Origin of the sequence: Prosthecobacter dejongeii (assembly GCF_014203045.1) — a bacterium.
Taxonomy (GTDB): domain Bacteria; phylum Verrucomicrobiota; class Verrucomicrobiia; order Verrucomicrobiales; family Verrucomicrobiaceae; genus Prosthecobacter; species Prosthecobacter dejongeii.
Window position 1 is genome coordinate 383,215 of record NZ_JACHIF010000005.1, and the last position, 24,790, is coordinate 408,004.

The 24,790-nt window shown below is 63.4% G+C and carries 9 protein-coding genes; 6 read left to right on the top strand and 3 right to left on the bottom strand.

Annotation, left to right across the window (positions count from 1 at the left end; genetic code table 11):
- Window positions 1-110: 110 nt before the first annotated feature.
- The 5 genes from vccA to guaA all read left to right on the top strand — a co-directional run bounded on the left by vccA (window position 111) and on the right by guaA (window position 10,352).
- A complete protein-coding gene (gene vccA, locus HNQ64_RS14155; RefSeq protein WP_184209666.1) occupies window positions 111-5,360 on the top strand; it encodes a Verru_Chthon cassette protein A in 5,250 nt (1,749 codons plus the stop codon).
- 31 nt (window positions 5,361-5,391) lie between these two features.
- Window positions 5,392-6,492: a Verru_Chthon cassette protein C gene (vccC, locus tag HNQ64_RS14160; protein ID WP_184209668.1), complete on the top strand. Its 1,101-nt coding sequence runs from the start codon at window positions 5,392-5,394 to the stop codon at window positions 6,490-6,492.
- Window positions 6,493-6,524: 32 nt separating this feature from the next.
- A complete protein-coding gene (gene vccD / locus HNQ64_RS14165; protein WP_184209670.1) occupies window positions 6,525-7,226 on the top strand; it encodes a Verru_Chthon cassette protein D in 702 nt (233 codons plus the stop codon).
- 60 nt (window positions 7,227-7,286) lie between these two features.
- Window positions 7,287-8,747 carry an IMP dehydrogenase gene (gene guaB / locus HNQ64_RS14170; protein WP_184209672.1) on the top strand — a complete coding sequence of 487 codons (1,461 nt, stop codon included), beginning with the start codon at window positions 7,287-7,289 and terminating at the stop codon, window positions 8,745-8,747.
- An 84-nt stretch (window positions 8,748-8,831) separates the two neighbouring features.
- Complete coding sequence (gene guaA, locus HNQ64_RS14175; RefSeq protein WP_184209674.1) at window positions 8,832-10,352, top strand: glutamine-hydrolyzing GMP synthase; 1,521 nt, start codon at window positions 8,832-8,834, stop codon at window positions 10,350-10,352.
- A 1,204-nt stretch (window positions 10,353-11,556) separates the two neighbouring features.
- Here guaA and HNQ64_RS14180 read toward each other — a convergent pair.
- Together HNQ64_RS14180 and HNQ64_RS14185 are read right to left on the bottom strand one after the other, a co-directional pair.
- Window positions 11,557-12,645: an SMP-30/gluconolactonase/LRE family protein gene (locus HNQ64_RS14180; protein WP_184209676.1), complete on the bottom strand. Its 1,089-nt coding sequence runs from the start codon at window positions 12,643-12,645 to the stop codon at window positions 11,557-11,559.
- A complete protein-coding gene (locus HNQ64_RS14185; RefSeq protein WP_184209678.1) occupies window positions 12,642-14,426 on the bottom strand; it encodes a prenyltransferase/squalene oxidase repeat-containing protein in 1,785 nt (594 codons plus the stop codon). Before HNQ64_RS14185 ends, HNQ64_RS14180 begins: the two co-directional genes overlap by 4 nt.
- Window positions 14,427-14,475: 49 nt before the next feature.
- On the opposite strand from HNQ64_RS14185, the gene HNQ64_RS14190 reads away from it, so the two are divergent.
- Window positions 14,476-15,741, top strand: a complete 1,266-nt coding sequence (locus tag HNQ64_RS14190; protein WP_184209680.1) for a PHP domain-containing protein — start codon at window positions 14,476-14,478, stop codon at window positions 15,739-15,741.
- 2,001 nt (window positions 15,742-17,742) lie between these two features.
- On the opposite strand, the gene HNQ64_RS24170 is transcribed toward HNQ64_RS14190, so the two are convergent.
- Window positions 17,743-22,965, bottom strand: a complete 5,223-nt coding sequence (locus HNQ64_RS24170; protein ID WP_184209682.1) for a beta strand repeat-containing protein — start codon at window positions 22,963-22,965, stop codon at window positions 17,743-17,745.
- Window positions 22,966-24,790: the final 1,825 nt, after the last annotated feature.

Sequence of the window (24,790 nt, forward strand, 5' to 3'; positions counted from 1 at the left end):
GGCGAAAAAAGGCGTGTAATAACGAAGTACATACTGTGCAATGACTTGAAAAGATTTCGTGTTTCCGATTTAATCGAAAAAATTCAAATAAATTTCCCCCCACCACTGCTATGAAACACATCCGCCTCTTACTTGCTGACGCGCGGCGTCACCAGGGGTTAGCCTTGATCATCGTTCTTTCGATGCTCGCGCTGGCTACGATCGTTATTTTGGCCTTCCTCAGCGTGGCTGATACGGAGAACAAAGCGACGAACATCTATTCAGCCTCGCAGACCTCACGCCGATTTGCCGATACGGCGGTGAACATGGTCATTTCGCAGATTCGTTCGGGTTCTGCCCGTGAATCTGCTGGGGTGCCTGTGATGCACGCCACACAGCCTGGGGCAGTGCGGAAGTATTCCACCGCAGGGTCTTTCCTGGCGGGGTACAAACTGTTTTCGGATAAAGATATGATTTATCGCGGAGCAGGCGCGGCTGCGGAGCAGAACTTCGTGCTTCAGTCTGAACCGCCGAGCGACTGGAATGACCCGGTTAACCAAGCTCGCTACGTGGATTTGAATGAGCCTGTGATCAAAGGGGTGGCTTTGGATGCCAACACGAACCAGGACAACAACCAGGTTTTCTTCCCGATCATTGACCCGCGCGCCGGTCTGGACATTGACCCCACAGGGACGGAAGTGGGGGTGGAGGGCTTTTCCTACAGCACCACGACGCCGCTGCGGCCTAACAATAACATCGGCGATGGCAATACCGATGGGAACTCGCCACCGATCGTGATCCCGACAGGGGCGGGGATGGACCCTGACCAACTGCGCCTGGCCATGCCCGTGCAGTGGCTGTATGTGCTGAAGGATGGGGCGATCGGTTTCCTCCTGCCAGACACGCTGGAGTTCCGCGTGCTGGACAATGCGGAAGGTCTGGGAGATGGCCCTTCGGTGAACCAGCAGGCGGACTACGGTGTGCCTTCGGAAGAGAACCCCATCGTGGGCCGCATCGCTTTCTGGGCGGATGATGAAACCTCAAAGATCAACATCAATACGGCCTCTGAGCCGACGTATGCTGGCCTGCCGATTTATTACCATGAGCGTGACCACCGCTGGGCTGACTACCCGCCAGCACGCAGTGAATACCAGCGTTTCCCTGGGCACCCGGCCACGGTGGCGCTGAGCAGTGTGTTTTACTCCAATCCGCTGCAGGACCTGGGCCGCAGTCTGGACACTTACCGCACGAATGGACCGCTCTCTGGGTCGGAACTGAGCCGGGTGCTGGAAATCAAGGAGCGCATCTATGACCTGATGCCACGCATCCACACAGGTGGCAGCCGTGCGGGGACGCGCAGCTTTGGAGATGATGACTACCGCAACTCTTCGGGGGACAACACGAACTCCAGTGCCATCGCGGTGGCGATGGGCGAGCGCCTTTATGCGAGCGTGGATGAGCTGCTGTTTGCGCAAGGATCTGCAAACGGCCAGCGGGTGCTGAATCAGGCCCAGGTGAGCCAGCAGACGGTCTTGTTTGATAAGACCAGCCTGGAGCGCTCCAGCGCCTTTTTGACGGCCCACAGCCGCGCCAGTGAGATCAACCTGTACGGTCTGCCACGTATCGCCATGTGGCCCATCGCGCCGAATCGGCCGCAGAATAACAACAAGCGCACGGGCTTTGATAAGCTGGTGGAATTCTGCTCACGCCTGGGCGGCACGGGGGATATCAATCCAGACTCGGCCAACCTTTATGTGTTCCAGCGTGAGCATTCAGCCACGATCCCGGGATCTGTGAACGGTGCCCGTCACGACATCTCACTTCCGCGCAACATCAAGTTGCTGAACATGCTGGATCGTATCCTGGACCAGCCTTTCCCGACGGCCAGCAATGACACGGCTCCGACGGGGCGTTCCTTCAAGGACAGCACGAAATTTGGCGTGGACAATACCCGGCAGTTGCTGGTTTCCATGTTTGACTACATCCGCTGCACGAATCTCTACGACAGCTTCCTTGTGCCGCAGAGCCGCAATAGCTGGCCTTCGGCTTCCATCAACTGGACCACGCTGTATCAACTGCGGGATTCTTCAGGTTCCAGCTACAATACTTACACCCCAGGGGTGGTGCGTGATGCGGGGAACAGCTCGAATCCATTTGCGGACCGCTTCCTGCCTGGTCACGGCCAGGTGACACCGGCGGAGCACCCGACCTGGAAGAGCAGTTCCACCGGGGACTCCCTGCGTGGGTTTGGCCGTTTCATCTCCCTGAGCGAGGTCGGGCTGCAACTCATCTGCACGGCGGATGGCCAGCCAGACATGTACAGTTGGCGCATCCCAGTACCGGTGCCATCGGCTGACCCACAGGCTCCGAAAGGGAACTTCCGCATCCCGAACATCGCCCCAGCGAACTATGTGGCAGCAACCCAGGGTGCCCAGCCCGTCATCAGCGGTGGTCGCACGGCTCTGAAAGTGGATGAGGCGGACAATGATGGCTTCCGGATCGCCTACCGTCTGCCAGTGGGTTTTGAAGGTGGCAATGCCCGCCTCATCAATATTGGAGAGGTGCACTGGAAAGATGGCGGCGGCGGCATCAACAGTGACAACCCGGCTGCGATCAAGGACCGCTATTACTCGAACTACCCGCCAGTGAGCAATCCTAACCAGGCTGGTCTGTATGGTACCACGGCCATTCCTGGGACCAATGAGAGCCCGGGCTATGGCCGCTTTTACCAGCGCCATCCAGGTTATGACTGGCGCAACTGGAACTGGACACTGGACCCTGATACGCCGCTGACACCGACCCAAAAGCGTGTGCAGGCCATGCTGCACCTGGAGTTCTTCTGCCCTTCTCTGGCTTACACAGAGATCAATCCTGACTACACGGTGGTCATTTCCGCCTCGGACATCAGCAGCATCGAAGTGGCAGGGAACGCCGTGTTTTCCACCACCTCTCCGGTGGCGATCCGCAGTGAGCGCCCGCTGTATGACATTGATGGTAGCCCTGAAGTGGGTGGTTTTGCCAGCTTCCGCAACGTCTCCATTGGTCGCCGTGTGGGCCCACGTAGCCCGATGCCAGAAGATTTGGGTTATGATGCGGCGGCTACTTCTCAAGTCCACTCGGGCTTGGTGAACATGGACTTGGTGTCCTCGTTCTTCACGGTGCAACACACCGATGTGATGAGCTTCCAGTCTGCTACCATCACGCTGAAGATTTATGACCACCATGTGCTGGCCTCCACCACCGAAGAGCCCGTGCAGGTCATCAAATTCAAGTTGGCCGGCGGCTCTGCCCCGACGCCCGACCTGATCACCCAGGGTTCTTACCTGGTGAACTACCAGCGCGCAGACGGCTCGACCTATAACCACCCGGCCATCCAGGCCCCACGCTGGTGGTCCTTTAACCGCGATGGTTGCATCGGCCGTTATGATGCCGGTGGCGCGCCAACAAACATGGATACGAAGGCTTTGGCCTCAATCCGTGGTCGTTTCTACCGTTGGGATGGGGCGGGCGGTTCTCAGGTGGATACAGAGACCCGTGCCTATAACCCCAACATCGGCGACAACCTGAAGAACCAGAGTGTGCCCGGTGCGCGAGCTCTGATCTACACCAAAGACCCGGCTAACTATGCCGGTGTGGAACTGCAGGACAATGACTTGATCCGCTCCAATCCGCTGGCGCGCATTGCCTATGGCCCTGTGTCAGACCCGAACAATGCGATCAATCGACTGAAAGTCTCTGATCCGAATTCGTCCGAGTTGCAGAACTACAACCGCCCATGGCACTATGGCTCGGATGTGGTGCGCACGATGGTGCCTGCCTATGGAGACCCACGTCTCATCGCGGCGAAAAAGACGGTGGAAGAGACGGAGTGGGTGGTGCACCCGCTGTGGAACGAGACCAATGCCTACACCGCGCACAATTTCTCTTCCTACACGGCGGGGACAGAGCCTGGATTTGACCGTGGCAACCCGATCAACACGAACGATACGAATCAGTATGTACGCATCCTGCCGAAGAATGTGAGGCTGGATGGAACGAATGGCGCCGGTGCAGGCCGCACGCCGGATGTGCCGCACTCAACGGTGGCTGTGGGGGCCTTCCAGAAGTACTATGACTTTGATGACGGTGATCCAGGTGGCCGTGTGGGTGCCTACATCGGCAAAGTGGATGAAGGTAACTACGCTGTGGGTGACTTTACATTTACTGGCTGGCCAGCGCCGAAGAAGTGGCGTGCGACCTACTTCCGTTCCAACGGAACAGGGGCCCGCTTTGCCAGCGGCTCGGGGAGTTTCTTCTCGCCTAACCGCATGCTGCCATCTCCGGCGGTGATGGGCTCCCTGCCGAGCAAAATCTGGGGAACCAATGGTGAAGGTGCCTGGACGAACCTGCTGTTCCGCCCGTATGTGCAGTATGACACAGGGCGCACGGGGGCTAACCAAGCGGCGAATTCTACCCACCCTGGGGCTAGCTCACCGCCTGACCATTATCTTCTGGACCTGTTCTGGATGCCGGTGGTGGAGCCGTATGCGATCAGTGAGCCGCTCTCCACGGCGGGTAAGATCAACCTGAACTACCAGATGCTGCCATTCACGCACATCCGCCGTGCGACGGCGCTGCATGCGGCGATGAAGGGAGAGATGATTGCGGCCATTCCGAACCCTGAGTATGAGGAGTCTAAAGGCGTGCTGACTCAATGGACGACGAACGGCGATAGCCCGCCGACCTTCCGCAGTGAGGCGCAGAACAAGTACTGGCACCGCTCCATCGTGATTGATTCCTTCAAGAATGGAGCCCGCAGTTGGTGGGCGGACAACGACCTGAACCAGACGGTGCAGGGGACGCTGCGTCAGTTTGAAGAGCGGTTTAACTTCTCCAACACGCTTTCCAGCGGGTTCAAAGCAGGTCTCTTCCGCACGGCTTCGCAGTTGTGTGAGGTGCACCTCATCCCTGGGGATGCCTCCGGCCCTGCCGCCAAGAATGTGCTGGCTTCAGCCGTGGCAAACCCTACCTCTCGTGCGACGGCGATGGCCAATTTCTGGTCTGAACATTGCGCGACGGGGGACAATACCCGTGAGCGTCCGTATGCGAATTTGTATGCGAAGTTCACCACCCGCTCGAACACCTTCCGGGTGCATGTGCGGGCCCAGGCCATCCGCAAGGCACGGCGCTCCGTGGCGGCGAATGTGTTTGATCCGAAGCTGGACCTGCCGAGCGGTGAGTTCCGCGGTTCCTTCTTGCTGGAGCGTTACATTGACCAGGCTGACCTGACGGCAGCGGGGATCAGTGTGGACTATGCATCCTCGGTGAATCCTTTCGCCCTGAAGCCGCTGGAAAATTACTATCGCTTCCGTGTGCTTGAGTCCAAGCGCTTCGCTCCTTAATTCAACCGTTTGTTGCCCCCCACTTTTGGCCATGAGCTTTCGATATTCCTCCGTTTCAGCCTCTTCTCTGCGGAGAGGGGCTGCCTTCACCCTGGTGGAGGTCTTGGTTTCGATGACGGTCTTGATCATCCTGCTGCTGGTGAGTGCGCAGGTGATCGGGACGGTGCAGAGTACCTGGACGCAATCCAATGCCCGGGTGAGCCAGTTCCGTGAGGCCCGTACGGCCTTTGACATCATCACGCGTAACCTGAGTCAGGCGACTTTGAATTCGTACATTGATTACGATACGTCCTATTTGCAGGATGGGGTGGCGGCGGTGACGACGACGGCGCCGCAGAATTACATTCGTAAATCCGATCTGCGTTTTGTTTCCAAGCGTGCGGAGGATCTGCTGCAGGTGGGCGGTGGTGGGGGAAATACGCCTGGGCATGCGGTGTTTTTCCAGGCTCCTCTGGGGGTGGCGCATGATCCGAACTATGTGGGGCTGGATCGTCTGCTCTGTGGCCGGGGTTACTTTGTGCAATACACCTCCGACGCGTTTTTTACCCCGGCGGTGCTGCCTGCCATCACGCCGAAATATCGCTATCGGTTGATGGAGTTTTCTCCTCCTGCGGAGAAAAATCTGATCTATCCTGCTGCGGCAGCGGTGCAGGGGCCGCCGACGGACGATTGGTTTGCGGCAGCGGGGGTGCCCCTGGAAAATGAGGAGCAGCCGACGGACCGTGGGCTGACACGGCCGATCGCGGATAACATTGTGGCCTTGATCGTGGCCCCGCAGTTGGAGACGCCCGTGCAGGGTGGGCAGGTGGAACTGCAGTCCACGTTTGACTTTGATTCGGCCAATGTCCCTGGGGCGACGAATCAAAACCAGGGGAATCTGCACCGTCTGCCGCCGATGGTGCGGGTGATTTTGGTGGCGATTGACGAACGCACGGCAGACCGCCTGAGCCAGGTGGGAGATCCGGCCACGCCACCGCTGGGTGACATCATCAATGGTCAATTGGATACGGGTGGCGCGGAAAACCTGAATCTGACGATGCAAAACATCTCCAATGCTTTGTCTGCCCAGAACGTGAAATTCCGCATTTTTTCGGCCACGGTGGCTTTGCGCGGTGCGAAGTCGAATAACTAATTTGTCTGTCTTTTTTTGAAGTTCCTTTTGTTATGAGAACCGCTCTTCGTCGTCGCCCTGCGGCCGCATTTACCCTGGTGGAGATGCTCACGGTCGTCGGTATTATCGCTTTGCTCATTGCCCTGGCGGCTCCGGCTTTGATTGATGTGGTCCGTTCCACGCGCCTGAATTCGGCGGGGGATGGTCTGGTGAACCGCATCAGCCTGGCGCAGCAGAGTGCGGTGGCGCTGAGCTCTGAGGTGGAGCTGCGGTTTTATCGGTATGTGGATAGCACGGCGGACCGGCCAGCGGACAATTCCTTTTATGCTTACCAGGTGGTGCAGAGCCTGCCGAATGGGGTGCAAAAGGCGCTTTCAGACCCGTATTTCCTGGACTCAGGCATCATCATTTCCTCGAAGGAGGAGCTGTCACCCCTGCTGGATACGCAGGTGCCGCAGATCCAGAACCAGACGGGGCAGTATCTCTTCACCCCGCCGGGGAACATCGAGGGTGGGGATGTGTACTATGCGGCGCTGCGTTTTTACCCGGATGGCAGCATGCGGGTGCTTTCGCAGGTGGCGAATGCGGACTCGGACGCGAATGAAATGGCACGTGCCTACACGATCCCGAACTATGACCAGAGTTTCATGATCATCGTGGAATCGCGGGATGCGGACAATTCCCAGGCGCCGGATAACTATTACTGTGTGCAGATTGACTCCTACACGGGGCGCACGCGCGTGTATCGTCCATGATTTGTGCGGTTTGGCAGCACTTTCTGCGTGACTCTTGGCTGAGTGCCGCTTAGATGGCACATGGGCGATATTCCTTCCCTTGCACTGAGTTTTGATGACGTATTGGTCCTGCCTGGACTGAGCCAGGTCCTGCCTGGAGAGGTAAATCTGGGCACGGTTTTTGGCAGCAGCATCCAGCTGAACATCCCGGTTCTATCCTCGGCGATGGATACGGTGACGGAGGCGGAGTTGGCGATCGCCCTGGCGCGTGAGGGTGGCCTGGGGGTCATCCACCGCAATATCCCGATCGATTACCAGGCGGAGCAGGTGGCGAAGGTGAAGCGCTCTGAAAACACCGTCATCCAGACGCCGCACACGGTGCGCCCGGAGACGACGCTGGGTGCGCTGCAGCGCCTGATGCATGAAAAAGGGGTGAGTGGATTCCCCGTGGTGGAGCCGGATGGCACGCTGGTGGGCATGGTGACGAGCCGTGACCTCTGGTACATCGAGGACGAAAACACGCCGGTTTCGACGATCATGACGCCGCGCGACCGCCTGGCGACGGGCACGCCGACGACGACCTTTGATGAGGCGCTGAAGATCCTGTACACGCACCGGATTGAAAAACTGCCGCTGGTGGATGCGAAGGGCAAACTGGCCGGGCTGATCACCAAGCAGGACGTGGTGAAGCGCCAGATGTTTACCAGTGCGGCGAAGGATGCGAATGGCCAACTGCGCGTGGGCGCGGCGGTGGGTGTGGGTGAGGACTGTGCAGACCGTGGCGCGGCCCTGGTGGCGGCGGGCGCGGATGCGCTGTTCATCGATGCGGCCACGGGCCATACGACGCGGGTGGCGGACGTGATCCGCCGGCTGCGGGAGCGTGTGGGCGGCGGCATCCCGATCGTGGCGGGGAATGTGGTGACCCAGGACGGGGCGCTGCACCTGGTGGAGGCGGGTGCCTCCGCCATCAAGGTGGGCGTGGGCCCAGGGTCCATCTGCACCACGCGCATCATTTCGGGCGTGGGCATGGCGCAGTTCACGGCGGTGCAGGAGGTGGCTGAGGTGTGCCGCCCGCGCGGCGTGACGGTGATCGCCGATGGCGGCATCCGTTACTCGGGCGATATTGTGAAGGCGCTGGCTGGCGGGGCGGACTGTGTGATGCTGGGCTCCCTCCTGGCGGGCACGGCGGAAAGCCCGGGCAATATGGTGAAGTGGCAGGGCCGCACCTTTAAGGAATACCGGGGCATGGGCAGCCTGAAGGCTATGCGCAAGGGCGCAGGGGACCGCTACGGGCAGAATAGCTCTGGCAAACTGGTGCCTGAGGGCGTGGAGGCCCGCGTGCCGTTCAAGGGGCCTTTGGCCGATGTGGTGTTCCAGCTCATGGGCGGGCTGCGCTCTGGCATGGGCTATGTGGGGGCGGATAATCTGGATGAGCTGCGGGCGAAGGCGCGCTTTGTCCGCATCACGGCGGGCGGGCTGAAGGAAAGCCACCCGCATGACGTGGTGATCACGGAAGAGCCGGTGAATTACGAGCCGTCTTAATTCCTCTCCCCCCTCCGCTCTGTGACCTGTGGCGGCTGCTCCGGTGGCCGCGTTTTTTGACTCTCTTTTTCTGACTTACATTCCATGACCGACCACGAAGTTGCCGTACTCGATTACGGTTCTCAGTACTCTCAGCTCATCGTCCGCCGCGTTCGCGAGCTGGGCTTCGTTTCCCACCTGTACCCGCCTGCGGAACTGGTGAATCTGAAGAACCCCGGGGCCATCATCCTTTCCGGTGGGCCGCGCAGTACTTCGGAGGTGGATGCGCCGGACGTGGACTTTGAAAAGCTGCTGGCCTTTGGCGTGCCGGTGCTGGGTGTGTGCTACGGCATGCAGCTCCTGAACATCAAACACGGCGGCACGGTGAAGCCGGGGGTCACGCGCGAGTATGGCCCGGCGAAGCTGGTGGTGACGGAGCATGCGGATCTTTTCAAAGGCATCTCGCCTGAATCTCAGGTGTGGATGAGCCACAGCGATACCTGCGCGAATCTGGCGGCGACCACGCAGGTCATCGCCACGAATGAAGATGCGGTGCCGGTGGCGCTGAAGTGGAGTGACCGCTGCTGGGGCATCCAGTTTCACCCGGAGGTGACGCACTCGCATGAGGGCACGGCCATTTTGAAAAACTTCCTCACGGAAAGCGGCGCGAAGCTGGCGAAGTTCGACATCCAAGAGTTCAAGGACCAGATGATCGCCCAGATCAAGACGGACGTGGGTGACCGCGAAGTCATCTGTGGGGTGTCTGGCGGGGTGGATAGCACGGTGCTGGCGGTGCTGCTGGCGCGTGCCGGGGTGAAGGTGCGCTGCATCTTCATTGATACCGGGCTGATGCGCCTGAATGAGGCTGCTGAGGTGAAGGTGCTGTTTGAAGAGGTGGGTGTGCCCATCGAGCAGATTGATGCGAGCGAAGTCTTTCTGGGCGCGCTGAAGGGCGTGACGGACCCTGAGCAGAAGCGCCGCATCATCGGCACGCTGTTTGTGGAGGAGTTCTGGAAGCTGGCGGATGATGTGGAGCTGCTGGCCCAGGGGACGCTGTACCCCGACGTGATCGAGAGCGCGACGAGCGGCTCCATCGCCAGCAAGATCAAGACCCACCACAACCGGGTGGACCGCATCATGGAACTGAAGTCGCAGGGCAAGGTGCTGGAGCCTCTGGCCGAGCTGTTTAAGGACGAAGTGCGTGCGCTGGGCGCCAGCCTGGGCATCCCACATCGCGCCCTGTGGCGGCATCCTTTCCCCGGCCCTGGCCTGGCGGTGCGTATCCCGGGTGAGATCACGCCGGAGCGCATCCTTTCCACGCAGCAGGCCGATGCGATCTTCATCGCGGAGCTGCATCGCAGTGGCTGGTACCAGCACGTGTGGCAGGCCTACGCGGCGCTGCTGCCGGTGAAAACGGTGGGCGTGAAGGGGGATGAACGCAGCTATGAGCAGGCCATCTCTCTGCGCGCGGTCATCAGCGAAGACGCGATGACGGCGGACTGGGTGGAGCTGCCGTATGAGGTGCTGCGCAACACGTCTAACAAGATCCTCAACAGCGTGAAGGGTGTGAACCGCGTGCTGTATGACATCAGCACGAAGCCACCGGCGAGCATCGAGTGGGAGTGATGTGGGGGTGGGATGGGGCACCTGCGGGTGCCCTTTTTCTTTGGTGGGGAGCGGAGAAGGGGGGTGTGAGGTCGTCTGCGGCGGTGCAGGATGAATCACTCGGAGAGGGATGCGTTCGCCCCAGACAGGATGGTTCGCTGCCTCTTCCGAACGTGCGCTGGAAGTGGGGGGAGGTGAGGCGAACGGGTGTGGGGGAGGTGTCCGTGCGTGCTGGGGGAGTGAGGCGAATAGGATATTCGCGCTCCGGTCGGGGGTGTGCGGCTCGGTCCGAGTGCGTTTCTCGCGCCCCTCCAGGGCGCGCCCTTGGTGACGCGTATTTGGTTAGGCGGGGGTCCGGGGGTTCTCGGTGCTGCGCACTTTCACCCCCGGCTATGAGCTTTCGCCCCTCCGGGGCGGGGGGCGGTGCAAGGGGGCGAACGTGGGTGTGAGATGGGAGTTCCGCGAGGACGCAGAACTCAGCACGCAAGATGCGTGCGCTCCATGGCGGACGGTGCGTTTTGGGGCGGACGGCATCACTCGGAGAGTGATGGATACTGTACTTGCGGACGGGGGTGTTCTCCCCCGCCCCGGATGGACGGAATAACCAACGATGTGGCAATAGGTGCGCCCTGGAGGGGCGCGAGAAAGGGCCGATTGCACCCTTTCGAGGTCGGTGGAGTTGGTCACGCCGCTGGCATCCTTCCAGGATGCGACTTTGAGTGAAGATGTGTTTTTGACCTCACCAGGGGTGCGTTCGTCCCGCACGCGGGACTCACTTTACCCCTGGCTATCGGCTGCGATGCCTCCGGCATCGGGGGATGGAGCGAATGGGGCAAGAAGACGTTTGAGGGTTGGGGGCTGCGTGCATGGTCGTTCCGTCCCGCACGCGGGATGGTTTGGGAAAGGGCCTAACAGGAAGTGTGGGGGGTGGGGGTGAGCGGGGGTTTCTCGCGCCCCTCCAGGGCGCATCCTTGGTGGACGCGTTGTTGGTTAGGCGGGGGTCCGGGGGTTATCGGTGCTGCGCACCTTCACCCCCGGCTATTGTTCTTTCGCCCCTCTGGGGCGGGGGAGTGTGCAAGGGGGGCGAACGTGGGTGTGAGATGGGAGTTCCGCGAGGACGCAGAACTCAGCACGCAAGATGCGTGCGCTCCATGGCGGACAGTGCGTTTTGGGGCGGACGGCATCACTGGGAGAGGGATGGATGCTGTACTGCGGATGAGGGGGGTTAGCAGTGGTGGGCGCCGCGGGTGTTGACGTGGAGGCTGTAGAGGGACTGGCTGGCGGTGATGAAGAGGCGGTTGCGCTTGGGGCCGCCAAAGCAGAGGTTGCTGCCGGTTTCGGGCAGTTTGATGAGGCCGATGCGTTGGCCGACGGGGGTGAAGATGTGGACGCCGTCGTAGCCGTCGCCTGCCCAGCCGGCGGTGGCCCAGAGGTTGCCGTCCACGTCGCAGCGGATGCCGTCGGAGCCGCCTTGACCGGTGCGGAGGATGCTTTCGAGGATGGACTTTGGCGTGGGGGCTCGTCGGCTGGGCTCGGCTGTGGCGGGTGGGTCCATTTTCATGGAGGCGAATTCTTGGCCGCCGTCGAGTTTGATGCCGTCCACGACGTCATACACGCGGATGTTTTTGGCGGGGCCGGTATCCACGACGTAGAGTTTTTTGTAGTCGGGGCTGAAGCATAATCCGTTAGGCTTGGACTCGGCATCGGTGACGCGGGTGAGTTTGCCATCGGGCGCGATGCGGTAAACGGCTTCTTTGTGGTGGAGCTCGCCCTGGTTGCCTTCGTAGTCGCCCATGCTGCCGTAGCCGGGATCGGTGAACCAGATGCTGCCATCGGGGTGGACGACGACGTCGTTGGGGGCGTTGAGGGGTTTGCCTTCGTATTCGGAGGCGAGGACGGTGACTTGGCCGTTGAGCTCGTAGCGGGTGACGCGGCGGTGGGCGTGCTCGCAGGAGATCTGGCGGCCTTGGAGGTCGAAGGTGTTGCCGTTGCTGTTGCCGGCGTTGTTGCGCATGGTGCTGACGTGGCCGTCTTCGGGCAGGTAGCGCATCTGGGCGTTGTTGGGGATGTCACTCCAGACGAGGTAGTTGCCGCTGCCGTTCCAGGCGGGGCCTTCGGCCCAGAGCATGCCGGTGTGCAGGCGGCGGAGGGGGGAGTTTCCCTGGATGTATTTGGCAAAGGCGGGCTCGAGGGCGATGACGTCGGGGTCGGGGTAGCGCTCGGGGGTCTGGCCGGTCCAGTCGCGGGCGAGGGTGGTGGCGGCGGCGGCGGTGGAGGCGAGGCTGGTGAGAAACGTGCGGCGGCTGGTGGTCATGTGGGCGTGGTTGTACCGGGTTCTGAAACGGTGGGCAAGACGGCTTTCACTCGGCGAAGTGCCTGGAGGGTCCAGATGATGGGGTAGAGCTGCTCGTGATACCAGAGGCGGGCAAAGTAGAGGCCGATGGGGGCGGTGGGAAAGTGGGTGCCGTGCTGGGTGGTGGCCACGAGCCAGAGGGTGGCGCGGGTGGCGTAGTCCTGGGGCTGGGGACCGGGCTGGAGGAGGAGGGCGTGCAGGGCGACGGAGGTCTCCTCAATGGAGGAGGGGGCGTGGAGATCTCCCCCCCAACTGCCGTCGGTTTTCTGGCGGGTCAAAAGGTAGCGACGGCCGCTTTCGATGAGGTCGCTGGCTTGCGCGGCGAGGGCTTCGGTACTGCTGAGGTAGGCGACGACCTGGGCGGTGCCATAGACGGGGTTTTCTTCGTCGGGGGTGTGCTCATTGCCGAACCACAGGGGGATCCAGGAGCCGTCGGCGCGCTGGGTGCGGCGCAGGTATTTCAGGGCCTGGCGGGTGGCGTGGGCCACGCGCTGGCGCTGGGCGGGGGGGAGGTCTTTTTCCCACAGCCACCAGGCGAGCAGGGCGTGGGCGGTGAGCTCGGGCGTGCTGCGGTCGAACGGCAGGGTGCCCCAGCCCCGGCAGAAGGTGGGCATGCCGCCATCGCGATTTTGCAGGTCCAGCAGCCAGGTGATGCCGGCCTGGGCGGGGCCGCCGGTGCCTTCCCCAGGGGTGAGTTTCATGGCGATGAGGGCGCCGGCGGTGTCGTCGGCATCGGGCACGCCGCCGGGCAGGTCCGTCCACGCCCAGCCACCGGGGGCGGCGTTGGTAAAGGGGTGCATCGTTTGATACTGCTGGCCTTGCAGCCAGTGGCGCACGCGTTCGTCCGTGTGGCCCAGGGCTTTGCTGGCGAGGGTGGTGCCCCAGGTGGCGAGATTGGTATCAATGGGCCAACTGCCATCCGCCCGCATAGAGCGTTTTAAAAAGGCGATGGCACCAGGGATGCAGGGGTGATCTTTCTCCCCGGCAGCAGCCAGGGCCATGGTGACAAAGCTGGTGAGGGGTGTGGCCTCCAGGTAGCCGCCGCTGCTGGGCTGCAGGGTCTGGAGCATGGGCCGGATGCGGGGCCACAGGGCGGCACGCAGCCAGCGGAGGGGATTCCACCAGGCGGGGGGGGCATTTTTAAACCGGGCGTGGCCGATGGCGATCAAGGCCGGGAGGGCGTAGCTGACGACGGGCAGGCCCACGGCGCCGAACCAAGAGCGTGGCAAGGCGGCCAGCTCAAAGGGCAGGGGTAGGACGCGGCGCCAGGCTTTGTCCCCCAGGGTGCCGCCGATGGTGCAGAGCATGAGGATGGGGACGGAGAAGGTTTTGTCTTTGCCATACCGGCGGATGACGGCCTGGGCGATGGCCTCCGGTTTCAGCGAGCCGACCTGGGTGGTGATCCACGCTGCGGCCTGGGCCAGGGCGGCCTGGGCGGCGGTGCCACTGGCGGCGGCGGCGTGCAGGGCGCTGTAGCACAGGAGGGTGGTGGAGAGATTGCTCTTGCTGACGGTGGTATCTCCCCAGCCGCCATCGGCATTTTGATGGGTGATGAGCCACTGCACCCCGGCGGCGATGAGGTCTGCATGCGCCACGGCATCCACCCCGCGCAGGGCCACCACGGCGGTGGCGGTGGAGAGTGCGCTGCTGGAAAGCTGCCCCTCCCAGTGGCCCGTGGGCTGACGCAGCGCCAGCAGGTGGGCCTCCGTCTGGGTGAGGGCGAGGTGAACGGAATTTAACATAGGCGACTGATTGTTCGTGCCGATACGCTGCGTTCAAGGGAGAACCACCATGAGATTTGCCCTGCTGCCGTTTCTTTTTCTCGCCGTCACTGCCCCTGCTGCTGAACCGCGCTGGTTCAAGGGGAACACGCACACGCATTCTCTGTGGAGCGATGGCAATGACTTTCCGGAGATGATTTCGGCCTGGTATAAGGACCAGGGGTATGACTTTCTCTGCATGTCTGACCACAACACGCTGGCGGAGGGGGACAAGTGGGTGGCGGAGTCCACCATCGAGAAGAAAAAGATCACGCTGGGGCGGAAGGTGATGGAGAAATGCAGCGAGCGCTACGGCGCGGACTGGCTGGTGACGCGGCCTGCGCCGAAGGGCGGGGTGGAGGTGAAGCTGAAGACGCTGGAGGAGTATCGCGGGAAGCTGGAGGAGCCGGGAAAATTCCTGCTGGTGCAGGCGGAGGAGGTGAGCGCGGGCTTTGGCAATTCCCCCATCCACATCAATGCGATCAACCTGACGGAGGCGATCCAACCGGTGAAGGACCTGGTTTCCATCCGCGAGACGATGCGCACGAATTTGCAGGCCATCGCGGCGCAGGGGCTGAAAAAGGGCAAGCCCATCATGTCGCACCTGAACCACCCGAACTTCCGCTGGGCGGTGAGTGCGGAGGACATCGCCCACGTGATCGAGGATAAATTTTTCGAGGTCTATAACGGCCACCCTTCCACCTACCCGGAGGGGGACCCGGCGCGTGCAGATACCTCGACCGAGCGCATCTGGGACATCGCCAATACCATCCGCCTGGTGGAGCTGAAGGCGGCGCCGCTGTATGCGCTGGGCACGGATGACAGCCACCACTACCACGGCGGCACGGCCACCTCTGGCCGCGGCTGGGTGATGGTGAAGGCGGAGAAGCTGGAGGGCGATGCGCTGGTGGAGGCCCTGCACCGGGGTGATTTCTATGCCTCCTGCGGGGTGACGCTGAAGGACGTGACCTTTGACAAAACCACGCGCAAGCTGACGGTGAAGATCCAGGGCGAGCCGGGGGTGAAGTACCGGACGGAATTTCGCGGCACGTTGAAGAATTACGATCGCGCGGTGGTGGAGGTGCCTGCGCCTGCGGATGATAACTACCCGGTGCGCCTGAAGCACAGTGAGGATGTGGGCAAGCTGCTGGCCAGCAGCGATGGCCTGGAAAGCAGCTACCAGATGACGGGCGAGGAGCTGTACGTGCGCGCCATCGTGATCTCAGATCAAGGGATGAAGAATCCGGCGACGCCCGGGCAGCTTCAGAAGGCCTGGACGCAGCCGGTGGGGTGGTAGGGGGGATGGGGAAATGGGGAAAGTGGAAAGGGTGGGGCAGTACCGTATTCATCACTCTCCGAGTGATGCGTTCGCCCCAGACAGGATGGTCCGCCGCCTTCTTCCGAACGAGCCTTGGATGCGTGCGGGGAGGTGGGGCTAACGGGGGTGGGGGAGGTGTCCGTGCGCGTTGGGGGAGTCAGGCGAATAGGATATTCGCGCTCCGGCACGGGGGTGTGCGGGGGCGTAGGAGTAGAGGGCTGGGCGTGAGAGTGGGGGGACGCTTCTCGCGCCCCTCCAGGGCGCGGCGGGCGGTGACGCGTTGTTGGTTAGGCGAGGGTCCGGGGGTTCTCGGTGCTGCGCACCTTCACCCCCGGCTGTTGGCTTTCGCCCTTCCAGGGCGGGGGGAGGTGCAAGGGGGGCGGACGGGGGTGTGATCCCGCAGGCGCGGGACGTGAGGACGCAGAAGTCGGCACGCGAGATCCCGCAATCGCGGGACAGGCGCATGTGCGCTCCATGGCGGACGGCGGGCGCTTTGGGGCAGACGCATCATTCGGAGAGTGATGGATACTGTACTTGCGGACGGGGGTGTTCTCCCCCGCCCCGGAGGGGCGCGAGCTATTAGCCGGGGGTGGAGCGAGGCTTGGCGAGCGGGAACCCCCGGATGGGTGGGATAACCAACGATGTGGCAAGAGGTGCGCCCTGGAGGGGCGCGAGAAGGGGCGATTGCACCTCCGATTTACCCCGCGGATGTTAGACCGTGCGCACGCTGCTGGCATCCTTCCAGGATGCGACCTTGGGTGGGATGACGTCTTTGCACCACCAGGGGTGCGTTCGTCCCGCAGGCGGGACTCACTTTACCCCTGGCTATCGGCTGCGATGCCTCCGGCATCGGGGGATGGAGCGAATGGGGGCAAGAAGACGTTTGCTGGTCGGGGGCTCCGTTCATGGTCATTCCGTCCCGCACGCGGGATAGTCTGGGAAGGGGCCTAACAGGAAGTGTGGGTGGTTGGAGCGAACGGAGGTTTCTCGCGCCCCTCCAGGGCGCGGCGGGTGGTGACGCGTTGTTGGTTAGGCGAGGGTCCGGGGGTTATCGGTGCTGCGCACCTTCACCCCCGGTTATTGGCTTTCGCCCCTCCGGGGCGGGGGGAGGGCGAACGGGGGCAAGGTAGGGCGCAGGGTCCCCATGCGCAGTGGGGTGGGGGGGACGGATAGTGGTGTGAGGTCGTCTGCGGCAGTACCGTATTCATCACTCTCCGAGTGATGCGTTCGCCCCAGGTAGGATGGTCCGCCGCCTTCTTCCGAACGAGCCTTGGATGCGTGCGGGGAGGTGGGGCGAACGGGGGTGGGGAGGTGTCCGCGCGCGCTGGGGGGAGTTAGGCGAATAGGATATTCGCGCTCCGGCACGGGGGTGTGCGGGGGCGTGTGGAGGTGAGGGGTGGACGTCTTGGTGCGAGTGCGCTTCTCGCGCCCCTCCAGGGCGCACCTCTTGCCACATCGTTGGTTATTCCGTCCATCCGGGGGTTTCGCTCGTGCCTCGCTGCACCCCCGGCTATTGTTCTTTCGCCCCTCCGGGGCGGGGGGAGGGTGCAAGGGGGGGCGGACGGGGGTGTGATCCCGCAGTCGCGGACGCGAGGACGCAGAAGTCGGCACGCGAGATCCCGCAATCGCGGGACAGGCGCATGTTCGCTCCATGATGGACGGCGGGCGCTTTGGGGCGGACGCATCACTCGGAGAGTGATGGATACTGTTCTGGCGGACGATGCGTGCTGGGGCGGACGCATCACTCGGAGAGTGATGGATACTGTACTGGCGGACGATGCGTGCTGGGGCGGACGCATCACTCGGAGAGTGATGGATACTGTACTGGCGGACGATGCGTGCTGGGGCGGACGGCATCACTCGGAGAGTGATGAATACTCTACTGGCGGACGGTGCGGACAGGTGCGAAGCGGCGAGGCGAATGTCTGCGGCCCTCCGGGGCGGGGGGAGGGGCCAGGGGGCGGGGTGGTCTGTGAGAGGTTAGGCTTTTTGCGAGCGGCGGCGGCGCAGGAGGAGGGGGCTGAGGCCGAGGAGGAGAAGGAGGGCGCGGGAGGGCTCGGGCACGAGGGTGATGACGCTCAGGATGCCTTGGCTGTTGAACTGGCTGAGGTCCCAGGCGAGCTGGCCGCCGAGGAGGGCGGCGCTGAGGTCGAGGTTGTTGGTCCAGTCGGTGTCGCTGCCGCTGCCGAGGCTGGTCCAGTCGATGAGGTTGAAGGTATCGCCCGCGGCGGGGGTGTAGCTGAGGAGGAGGCGGAGGCTGGCGCCGGTTTCGAGGGTGAGGCTGTTGAAGATGAGGAGGTCGTTGCTGCCGTTGGCAGTGAGGCGGAAGTCAGTGCGGCTGCCGGTTTGCAGGAGGGTTTCGCCGGTGAAGGTGAGGGTGCCACGGGCGGTGGCGGTGCCGGCTTGCAGCACGGCCCCGGCCTGGAGGGTGGTGGCGCTGGCGATGCTGCCGGTGCCCTGGAGGGTGCTGCCGCTGCGCAGGGTGAGGGGGCCGGTGCCGGTGGCGCTGCCGCTGGTGTTGGTCACGAGCAGGGTGCCTGCGCGGATGTCTGTGCCGCCGGTGTAGGTGCCACCTGCGCCGAGGCGCAACGTGCCGGGGCCTTGCTTCACCAAGGTGCCGGGGCCAGTCACTGCGGCGGTGGTCAAAAGGGTGCCGGTGGCGGTCTCGGTGCTGATGAGGACGCTGGGGCTGGCGAGCACGAGGTCGCGACTGAAGGTGGTGGTGAAGACGTTGCCGCTGGTGGGGCCGTTGCTGTTGATTTGGCGCAGGGCACCCTCGCCGCCGCCGTCGCCGCTGAAGGTGAAGAGGCCGCCGGTGGCCAGGGACCAGGTGCCTGCGGCGTCGTCGTCAATGATGAACTGGGCCCCGCTGGCGACGGTGAGATGGCGGGCGCTGTTGAGCTGCGCGGAGGTCATGAGCAGGGAGCCTTCCTGGATCAAGATTTCGCCGGAGAAGGTGCTGCCGTTCGAGCCCACGCCCCAGCGGCCAGCGCCGGTTTTGATGACGTTGCCCGTGCCGGAAAAACCGTTGCCGCTGAAGCTCTGCGCGACCTGGAAATCAAAGGTGGCTCCTGCTGCGCCGACGGTGATGCTGCGGGCGGTGTTGGACACGCTGCCGAGGGTGTTCGCCGTGAGCTGGAGGGTGCCGCCATTGATGAGGACATCGGCGGTGGCTGCGCCCAGGCCGGTGGTGCCGCTGATGGAGACGGTGCCGCTGCTGATGAGGGTGGTGCCGGTGTAGGTATTGGCCGCGCGCAGGTAGAGGGTGCCGGTGCCACTCATTTCCAGAGGGCGGAGGGCGGCCCCGCTGAGGATGCCGGAGAGGGTGACATCGCCACTGCCGGTGATGCGGAGGGCGGCGGGGGGCTCGGCCACGGCGCTGGTGTCGGCATTGATGGCGATGGCGCTGCTGTGGGTGAAGGCGGTGCTGCGATCCAAGACGAGGCTGCCACCGCTGAGGGTGACGGGGCCAGTGAGGCTGCCCGTGCTGCCACCTGTGCCCAGGCGCACCTGCCCGGCGGCGATGGTGGTGAGGCCGGTGTAGTCGTTATCCGTGGTGAGGGTGAGGGTGCCGGTGCCGCTTTTGGTTAGGCCGGTGTTGCCGGTGATCTTGCCACTGCCACTGAAGGTGTAGTTCGTGCTGGCATTGATGGTGATGGCACTGGGCCGCACGGCGCTGTCGAGCTGTACGTTAGACTGGCTGGCCCCGTCTTCGAAGTGGATGAAATCCGCCTGGACAAAATTGGTCGCAGCCAGGCTGGTGCGGGTCTGCCAGTTTTGGCTGCCGCCCACATTGACAGCGCTGCCCACGTCCCACACGGCGCTGGTGCTGCCGGTCCAGCGCACTTCTTCACCCTGGACGATGTTTGCCTGCAGGCTGGTGCTGGCGGTGTTATAGACGAGGCTGCCGGTGCTGCGGCCTTCCATCTGGAGGGTGAAGCCGCTGGTGATGGCGCTGCCTGCGTAGTCCAGCAGGGTGTAGAGGCCGGTGGCAAAGGGCAGGCTGTTGCTGAGGCGCAGGGTGGTGCTGCCCGCGTGGCTGAGGCCGCCGGTGGTGGTGACATTCACCAGCGGCACGGCGGGGAGTGTGGCGGTATTCAGCTCCAGCAGCAGCGCGGTATTGCCGCCCAGGTTTAAGGTGGGGGTGCTGAGGCTGGCGGCGGTGGCATCTCCCTGCACGGCGAGGGTGGCAGCACTGCCGACGGTGAGGCCGCCGGGGAGGGTGCCGGGCTTCACCCGCAGGGTGCCTTCACTGGCGGTGAGCAGGCCAGTGCTGCTGAGGCTGCCGGTGAGGTTCAGCGTGCCTGCGCCGGTTTTCACCAGGGGGCCGGTGCCGGTCAATGCGCCGCTGAGAGTGAGGGTGCCGCTGGCCTGGGTCACCTCGATCCGGCCGCCGCCTGCGGCCACGGTGAGGGCGCGGGTGGAGGTGGCGGTGCCGGGGCCCTGGATCTGCCAGGTGCCCTCGGTGCTGGCGCTGCCAAATTCCAACCCGGCCAGGGGTGTGCCGGTGCCATTGGTGACGGTGCCGGTGGTGGGCACGCTGCTGAAGGGCATGGCCAGGGTGCCTTCGCGGATCTGGAGGGTGAGGTTGTTGTTGAAAGTGACGCCGCTATTCACGGTGACGGTGGCGGTCGTGCTTTTGGTTAGAACTCCGCCGCCAGACTGGCCCAGGGAACCGCCTGCGCCGGTGCTGGTGAGGCTGCCTGCGCGGAGGTCAAACACGGACGTGCCCACCACGGTGGTGTCCGCCGTGCTGGAGGCCCCAGAGGCGCGGTATTCGCCGCCATTGAGGATGAAACCACCGTAGCTTTCACCCGTCTGGATATCGAACAAACCGCCAGCATTGATGGTGACGATGGTGGTGCCGGGCAGGTCGGGATTGCCATCGGGACCGAAGATGAAGGTGCCGCCATTGTGGATGGCGATGGAGGCGGCATCGAGGTCGCCGCCTGCGCCGCGATCCGTCAGTTGCAGGATGCCCTGGTGGATATTGATGGTGCCGGTGAAGCCATTGTCCCCCAGCAGGGTGAGCGTGCCGCTGCCAAATTTATTCAGGATGCCCGTGCCGGAAATGCCGCCCACCACATCCAGCGTGCCGGTGCCATCCATGGAGAAGGTGGCGGTGCCGAGGGTGAGGCGGGAATTCAGCGTGACGGTGGCCCCATCTTGGCGGATGCCGTTGCTGCCCAGGAGGGTGAAGACATTGTCAAAGGTGGTGGGGGTGGAGCGATTGAAACCGAGGATGCCATCGCTGAGGGTGACGGGCCCTTTCACACTGCCCTGGCTGCCACCCTGGCCTAACTGCAAAGTGCCGCCGGAGATGAGGGTGCCGCCGGTGTAGTCATTGTCCGTGGCGAGGATGAGGGTGCCAGTGCCGCTTTTGGTTAGGCCTGTGGTGCCGGTGATCTTGCCCGCGCCTGCGAGGGCGTAAGTGCCAGCGGTATCCACGGTGACGGATTGCGGACTCACCACGGCATTGAGCTGCACATTGAAGGTGGTGGCCGTATCGTCAAAGCGGAGGGCATCCGTCTGGATGTAGTTCGTGGCGGTGCCGGCGGTGACGAGCTGCCAGTTGTTCGTGCCGCCCACATTCGCGGCGCTGCCCACGTCCCACACGCTGCTGAGGTCGCCCTTCCATTTCAGCGTATCGGTGCCTGTGATGCTGAGCTGGATGCGGGTATTCGCGGTGTCATAGATGAGGGTGCCGAGGGTGCGGCCCGCGAGTTGCAGATTCAGCCCGCTATCAATCTCAAAGCCATCGTAGTCCAGCAGGGTGTAGGTGCCATTGGCAAAGGGCAGCGTATTGCTCACGCGCAGCGTGGCCCCGGGGGTGAAGAGGAAGCTGCTGTTGTTGCGCACATTCACCAGCGTCTGCGTGGGCACGGTGGCGGTGGCCAGCTCCAGCGCGAGCACGGAGGTGCTATCCTCCAGATACAGGCCCGGCAGGCTGAACTCCGCCGTGCTGCTGCCCACATTCACAGCCAGGGTGCTGCCTGCGCCCACATTGATGCCGCCGGAAAGGGTGAGGGGGTTCATGCGCAGGGTGCCCTGGCTCACCTGCGTGAGGCCCGTGGCGGTGGAGGTGCCGGTGAGGTGCAGGGTGCCGGGCCCGGTCTTCGTCAGCATGCCCGAGCCGGACTGCGTGCCGGTGAGGGTGAGGATGGCGCTGGCATCGGTGATCTGGATGACGCCGCTGCCGCCGGTGGCGCGGGTGAGGGTGCCTGCGCGGGTGGCGGTGGCGCCTTGATATTCCAGCGTGCCGGTGGTGCCGCTGGCACCCAAGGTGAGCGGGGCGGTGCCCAGATTCAGCGCATGGGAAAGGATGACGCGCCCGTCCTGGATGCGCAGGCCGCCGGTGTTATTCAGCGCGGTGGAGCCGCTGAGGGTGACGGTGCCGCTGGTGGTCTTGTTGATGATGCCGCTGCCGCCCACATTGTAGGCAGTACCCGTGTACGCATTTCCCACCACGCTGCCGCTGGTCCACGTCTGCTGCGTGCTGCCGCTGGTGGCAGGCGCGCCACCGGTGAGCTCCAGCCTGCCGCCCTGGAGGTGAAAGCCGCCAAAGGTCTGCCCCTCCTGCCAGTTCACCGTGCCGCCGGTATTGACCGTGATGTAGGTGGTGAGCGGCAGGTTTGGATCTCCTGCGCCGGCATTGCCGAACTGGTAGGTGCCGCCGTTGTTCACCACGATGGAGACGGGGTTGAAGTTATTCACCAGCGGGGTGGTGCTGGTGCCGCCCCAGTTGGAAAAACGGCCTTCATTGATGATGAGGGTGCCGGTGAAACCCGCATTGTCACTGTCGTGGATGAAGTTGCCTGAGCCCACCTTCGTGATCGTTCCATTGCCCGCGAGAAAGCCGGTGAAACGGGCGAGCCCGGTGATGTCGAGCGTGGGATTGGTGCCCGCAAAGGTGAGGGTATTCGCCGCTGCGGAGGCGGCCAGGGTGAGGGTGCCATTGCCCGTGTTTGTCACCGTGAGCCGATTCAGCGTCATGGGGCCGATGTTGTTCGTGCTCGTGTAAGTGCCGGTGAAAAAGCGCAGGTGCAGGCCGCTGCCACTCACGGGCACGGAGGCGGGCAGCCAGTTTCCTGCGGTGCCCCAGGTGGAATTCGTGGCATTCCAGGTGGCCGTCTGCGCCCGCAGTGCGGGGGCGACTAACCACAAACACGACCAAAGAAGGAGGCTACGGGAAAGCTTTATCATGGGGGGCCCTGCCCGTAACGCCCCCAGGAGGTGTCGTCAGCCGGAGTCGTGTCACAAGTCCGTGACAGGCATAGGGAGCAGGCCCGCGAAGGCTGCCTAGTTGTGGGCAGGGGACTCCAGCATCGGCTGAGGGGTGGGATTTAATCAGGGATGAGAGCGAAGGGAGGTTTGAGGGTGGGGCGGGTGAGAAGTCGTCTGCGGCGGTAGAGGATGAATCACTGGGAGAGGGATGTCGTTCGCCTTCTCCGATGCCGGAGGCATCGCCGCCGGTGGCCAGGGGTCAAGTGAGCCCTAGCGAACGCACCCCTGGTGAGGCGAAGATATGCCCTCTCTCAGGGTCGCATCCTGGAGGGATGCCAGCGGTGTCGCTGGGTTCACCAACCTCGAAAGGGTGCAATCGGCCTTTCTCGCGCCCCTCCAGGGCGCGGGGGGGGGAGTGAGGTGTTGTTGGTTAGGCGGGGGGCCGGGGGTTTCGCTCGTGCCTCGCTGCACCCCCGGCTAGTTTTCTTTCGCCCCTCCGGGGCGAGGGGAAGGGGGCGGACGGTGTGTTTTGGGGCGGACGCATCACTCGGAGAGTGATGAATACTGTACTGCGGACGAGGCGTTTTGGGGCGGACGCATCACTCGGAGAGTGATGAATACTGTACTGGCGCAGGCGGCTACGGGGGGAGCGCTGAGGCCAGGATGGCCTCACTCCTTGAGCCCGCCTCCATCCGCCCCCTTGCGCACTCCCCGCCCCGGAGGGGCGAAAGAAGAGGAGCCGGGGGTGGAGCGAGGCTTGGCGAGCGGGAACCCCCGGATGCGCGGAATAACCAACGATGTGGCCAGAGGTGCGCCCTGGAGGGGCGCGAGAAGGGGCGATCCATCCCCGATTCACCCCGGGGATGTTAGACCGAGCGCACATCGCTGGCATCCTTCCAGGATGCGACCTTGGGTGGGGTGACGTCTTTGTACCACCAGGGGTGCGTTCGTCCCGCAGGCGGGACTCACTTTACCCCTGGCTATCGGCTGGGATGCCTCCGGCATCGGGGGATGGAGCGAATGGGGGACAAGAAGACGTTTGATGGTCGGGGGCTGCGTGCATGGTCGTTCCGTTCCGCACGCGGGACGGTTTGGGAAGGGTCCTAACAGGAAGTGTGGGTGGTTGGAGCGAACGGAGGTTTCTCGCGCTCCTCCAGGGCGCGGCGGGTGGTGACGCGTTTTTGGTTAGGTGGGGGTCCGGGGGTTCTCGGTGCTGCGCACCTTCACCCCCGGCTATTGGTCTTTCGCCCCTCCGGGGCGGGGGGAAGGGGGCGGACGGGTGCGCTTTGGGGCGGACGGCATCACTCGGAGAGTGATGAATACTGTACTGGCGGACGGGGCTGTTCCCCCGCCCTGGAGGGGCGAAAGCAGGTAGCCGGGGGTGGAGCGAGGCTTGGCGAGCGGGAACCCCCGGATGGACGGAATAACCAACGATGCGGCAAGAGGTGCGCCCTGGAGGGGCGCGAGAAGGGGGCTCGCATCTCATGCTCGCCCCTCCACTCCTGCGAGTCCGAAGGCCGACGGACGGAGCGCGAATATTTTATTCGCCTGACTTTCTTAGCGCGACCGGAGTGCCCGTGCGCGACCGTTCCCGATAGGCCCATCCGCCTTTGAAAAAAGGACACACCGCAGAGAAGAGTTTTTCAGAAGGGTTTTCTCTGCGGTTTTCTTACCTCTGCGGTGTTTCATGCTTGGGGGCGCGCTGGGGAGTGGAATGGGTAGATGGTGGGGGCGAACGGGGGTGGGGGAGGACTCCGTGCGCGCTGGGGGAGTGAGGCGAATAGGATATTCGCGCTCCGGTCGG

Coding starts and splice junctions, on each gene's coding strand:
- vccA (WP_184209666.1), top strand. CDS start 111: ATGAAACACATCCGCCTCTTACTTGCTGACGCGCGGCGTCACCAGGGG.
- vccC (WP_184209668.1), top strand. CDS start 5,392: ATGAGCTTTCGATATTCCTCCGTTTCAGCCTCTTCTCTGCGGAGAGGG.
- vccD (WP_184209670.1), top strand. CDS start 6,525: ATGAGAACCGCTCTTCGTCGTCGCCCTGCGGCCGCATTTACCCTGGTG.
- guaB (WP_184209672.1), top strand. CDS start 7,287: ATGGGCGATATTCCTTCCCTTGCACTGAGTTTTGATGACGTATTGGTC.
- guaA (WP_184209674.1), top strand. CDS start 8,832: ATGACCGACCACGAAGTTGCCGTACTCGATTACGGTTCTCAGTACTCT.
- HNQ64_RS14180 (WP_184209676.1), bottom strand. CDS start 12,645: ATGACCACCAGCCGCCGCACGTTTCTCACCAGCCTCGCCTCCACCGCC.
- HNQ64_RS14185 (WP_184209678.1), bottom strand. CDS start 14,426: ATGTTAAATTCCGTTCACCTCGCCCTCACCCAGACGGAGGCCCACCTG.
- HNQ64_RS14190 (WP_184209680.1), top strand. CDS start 14,476: ATGAGATTTGCCCTGCTGCCGTTTCTTTTTCTCGCCGTCACTGCCCCT.
- HNQ64_RS24170 (WP_184209682.1), bottom strand. CDS start 22,965: ATGATAAAGCTTTCCCGTAGCCTCCTTCTTTGGTCGTGTTTGTGGTTA.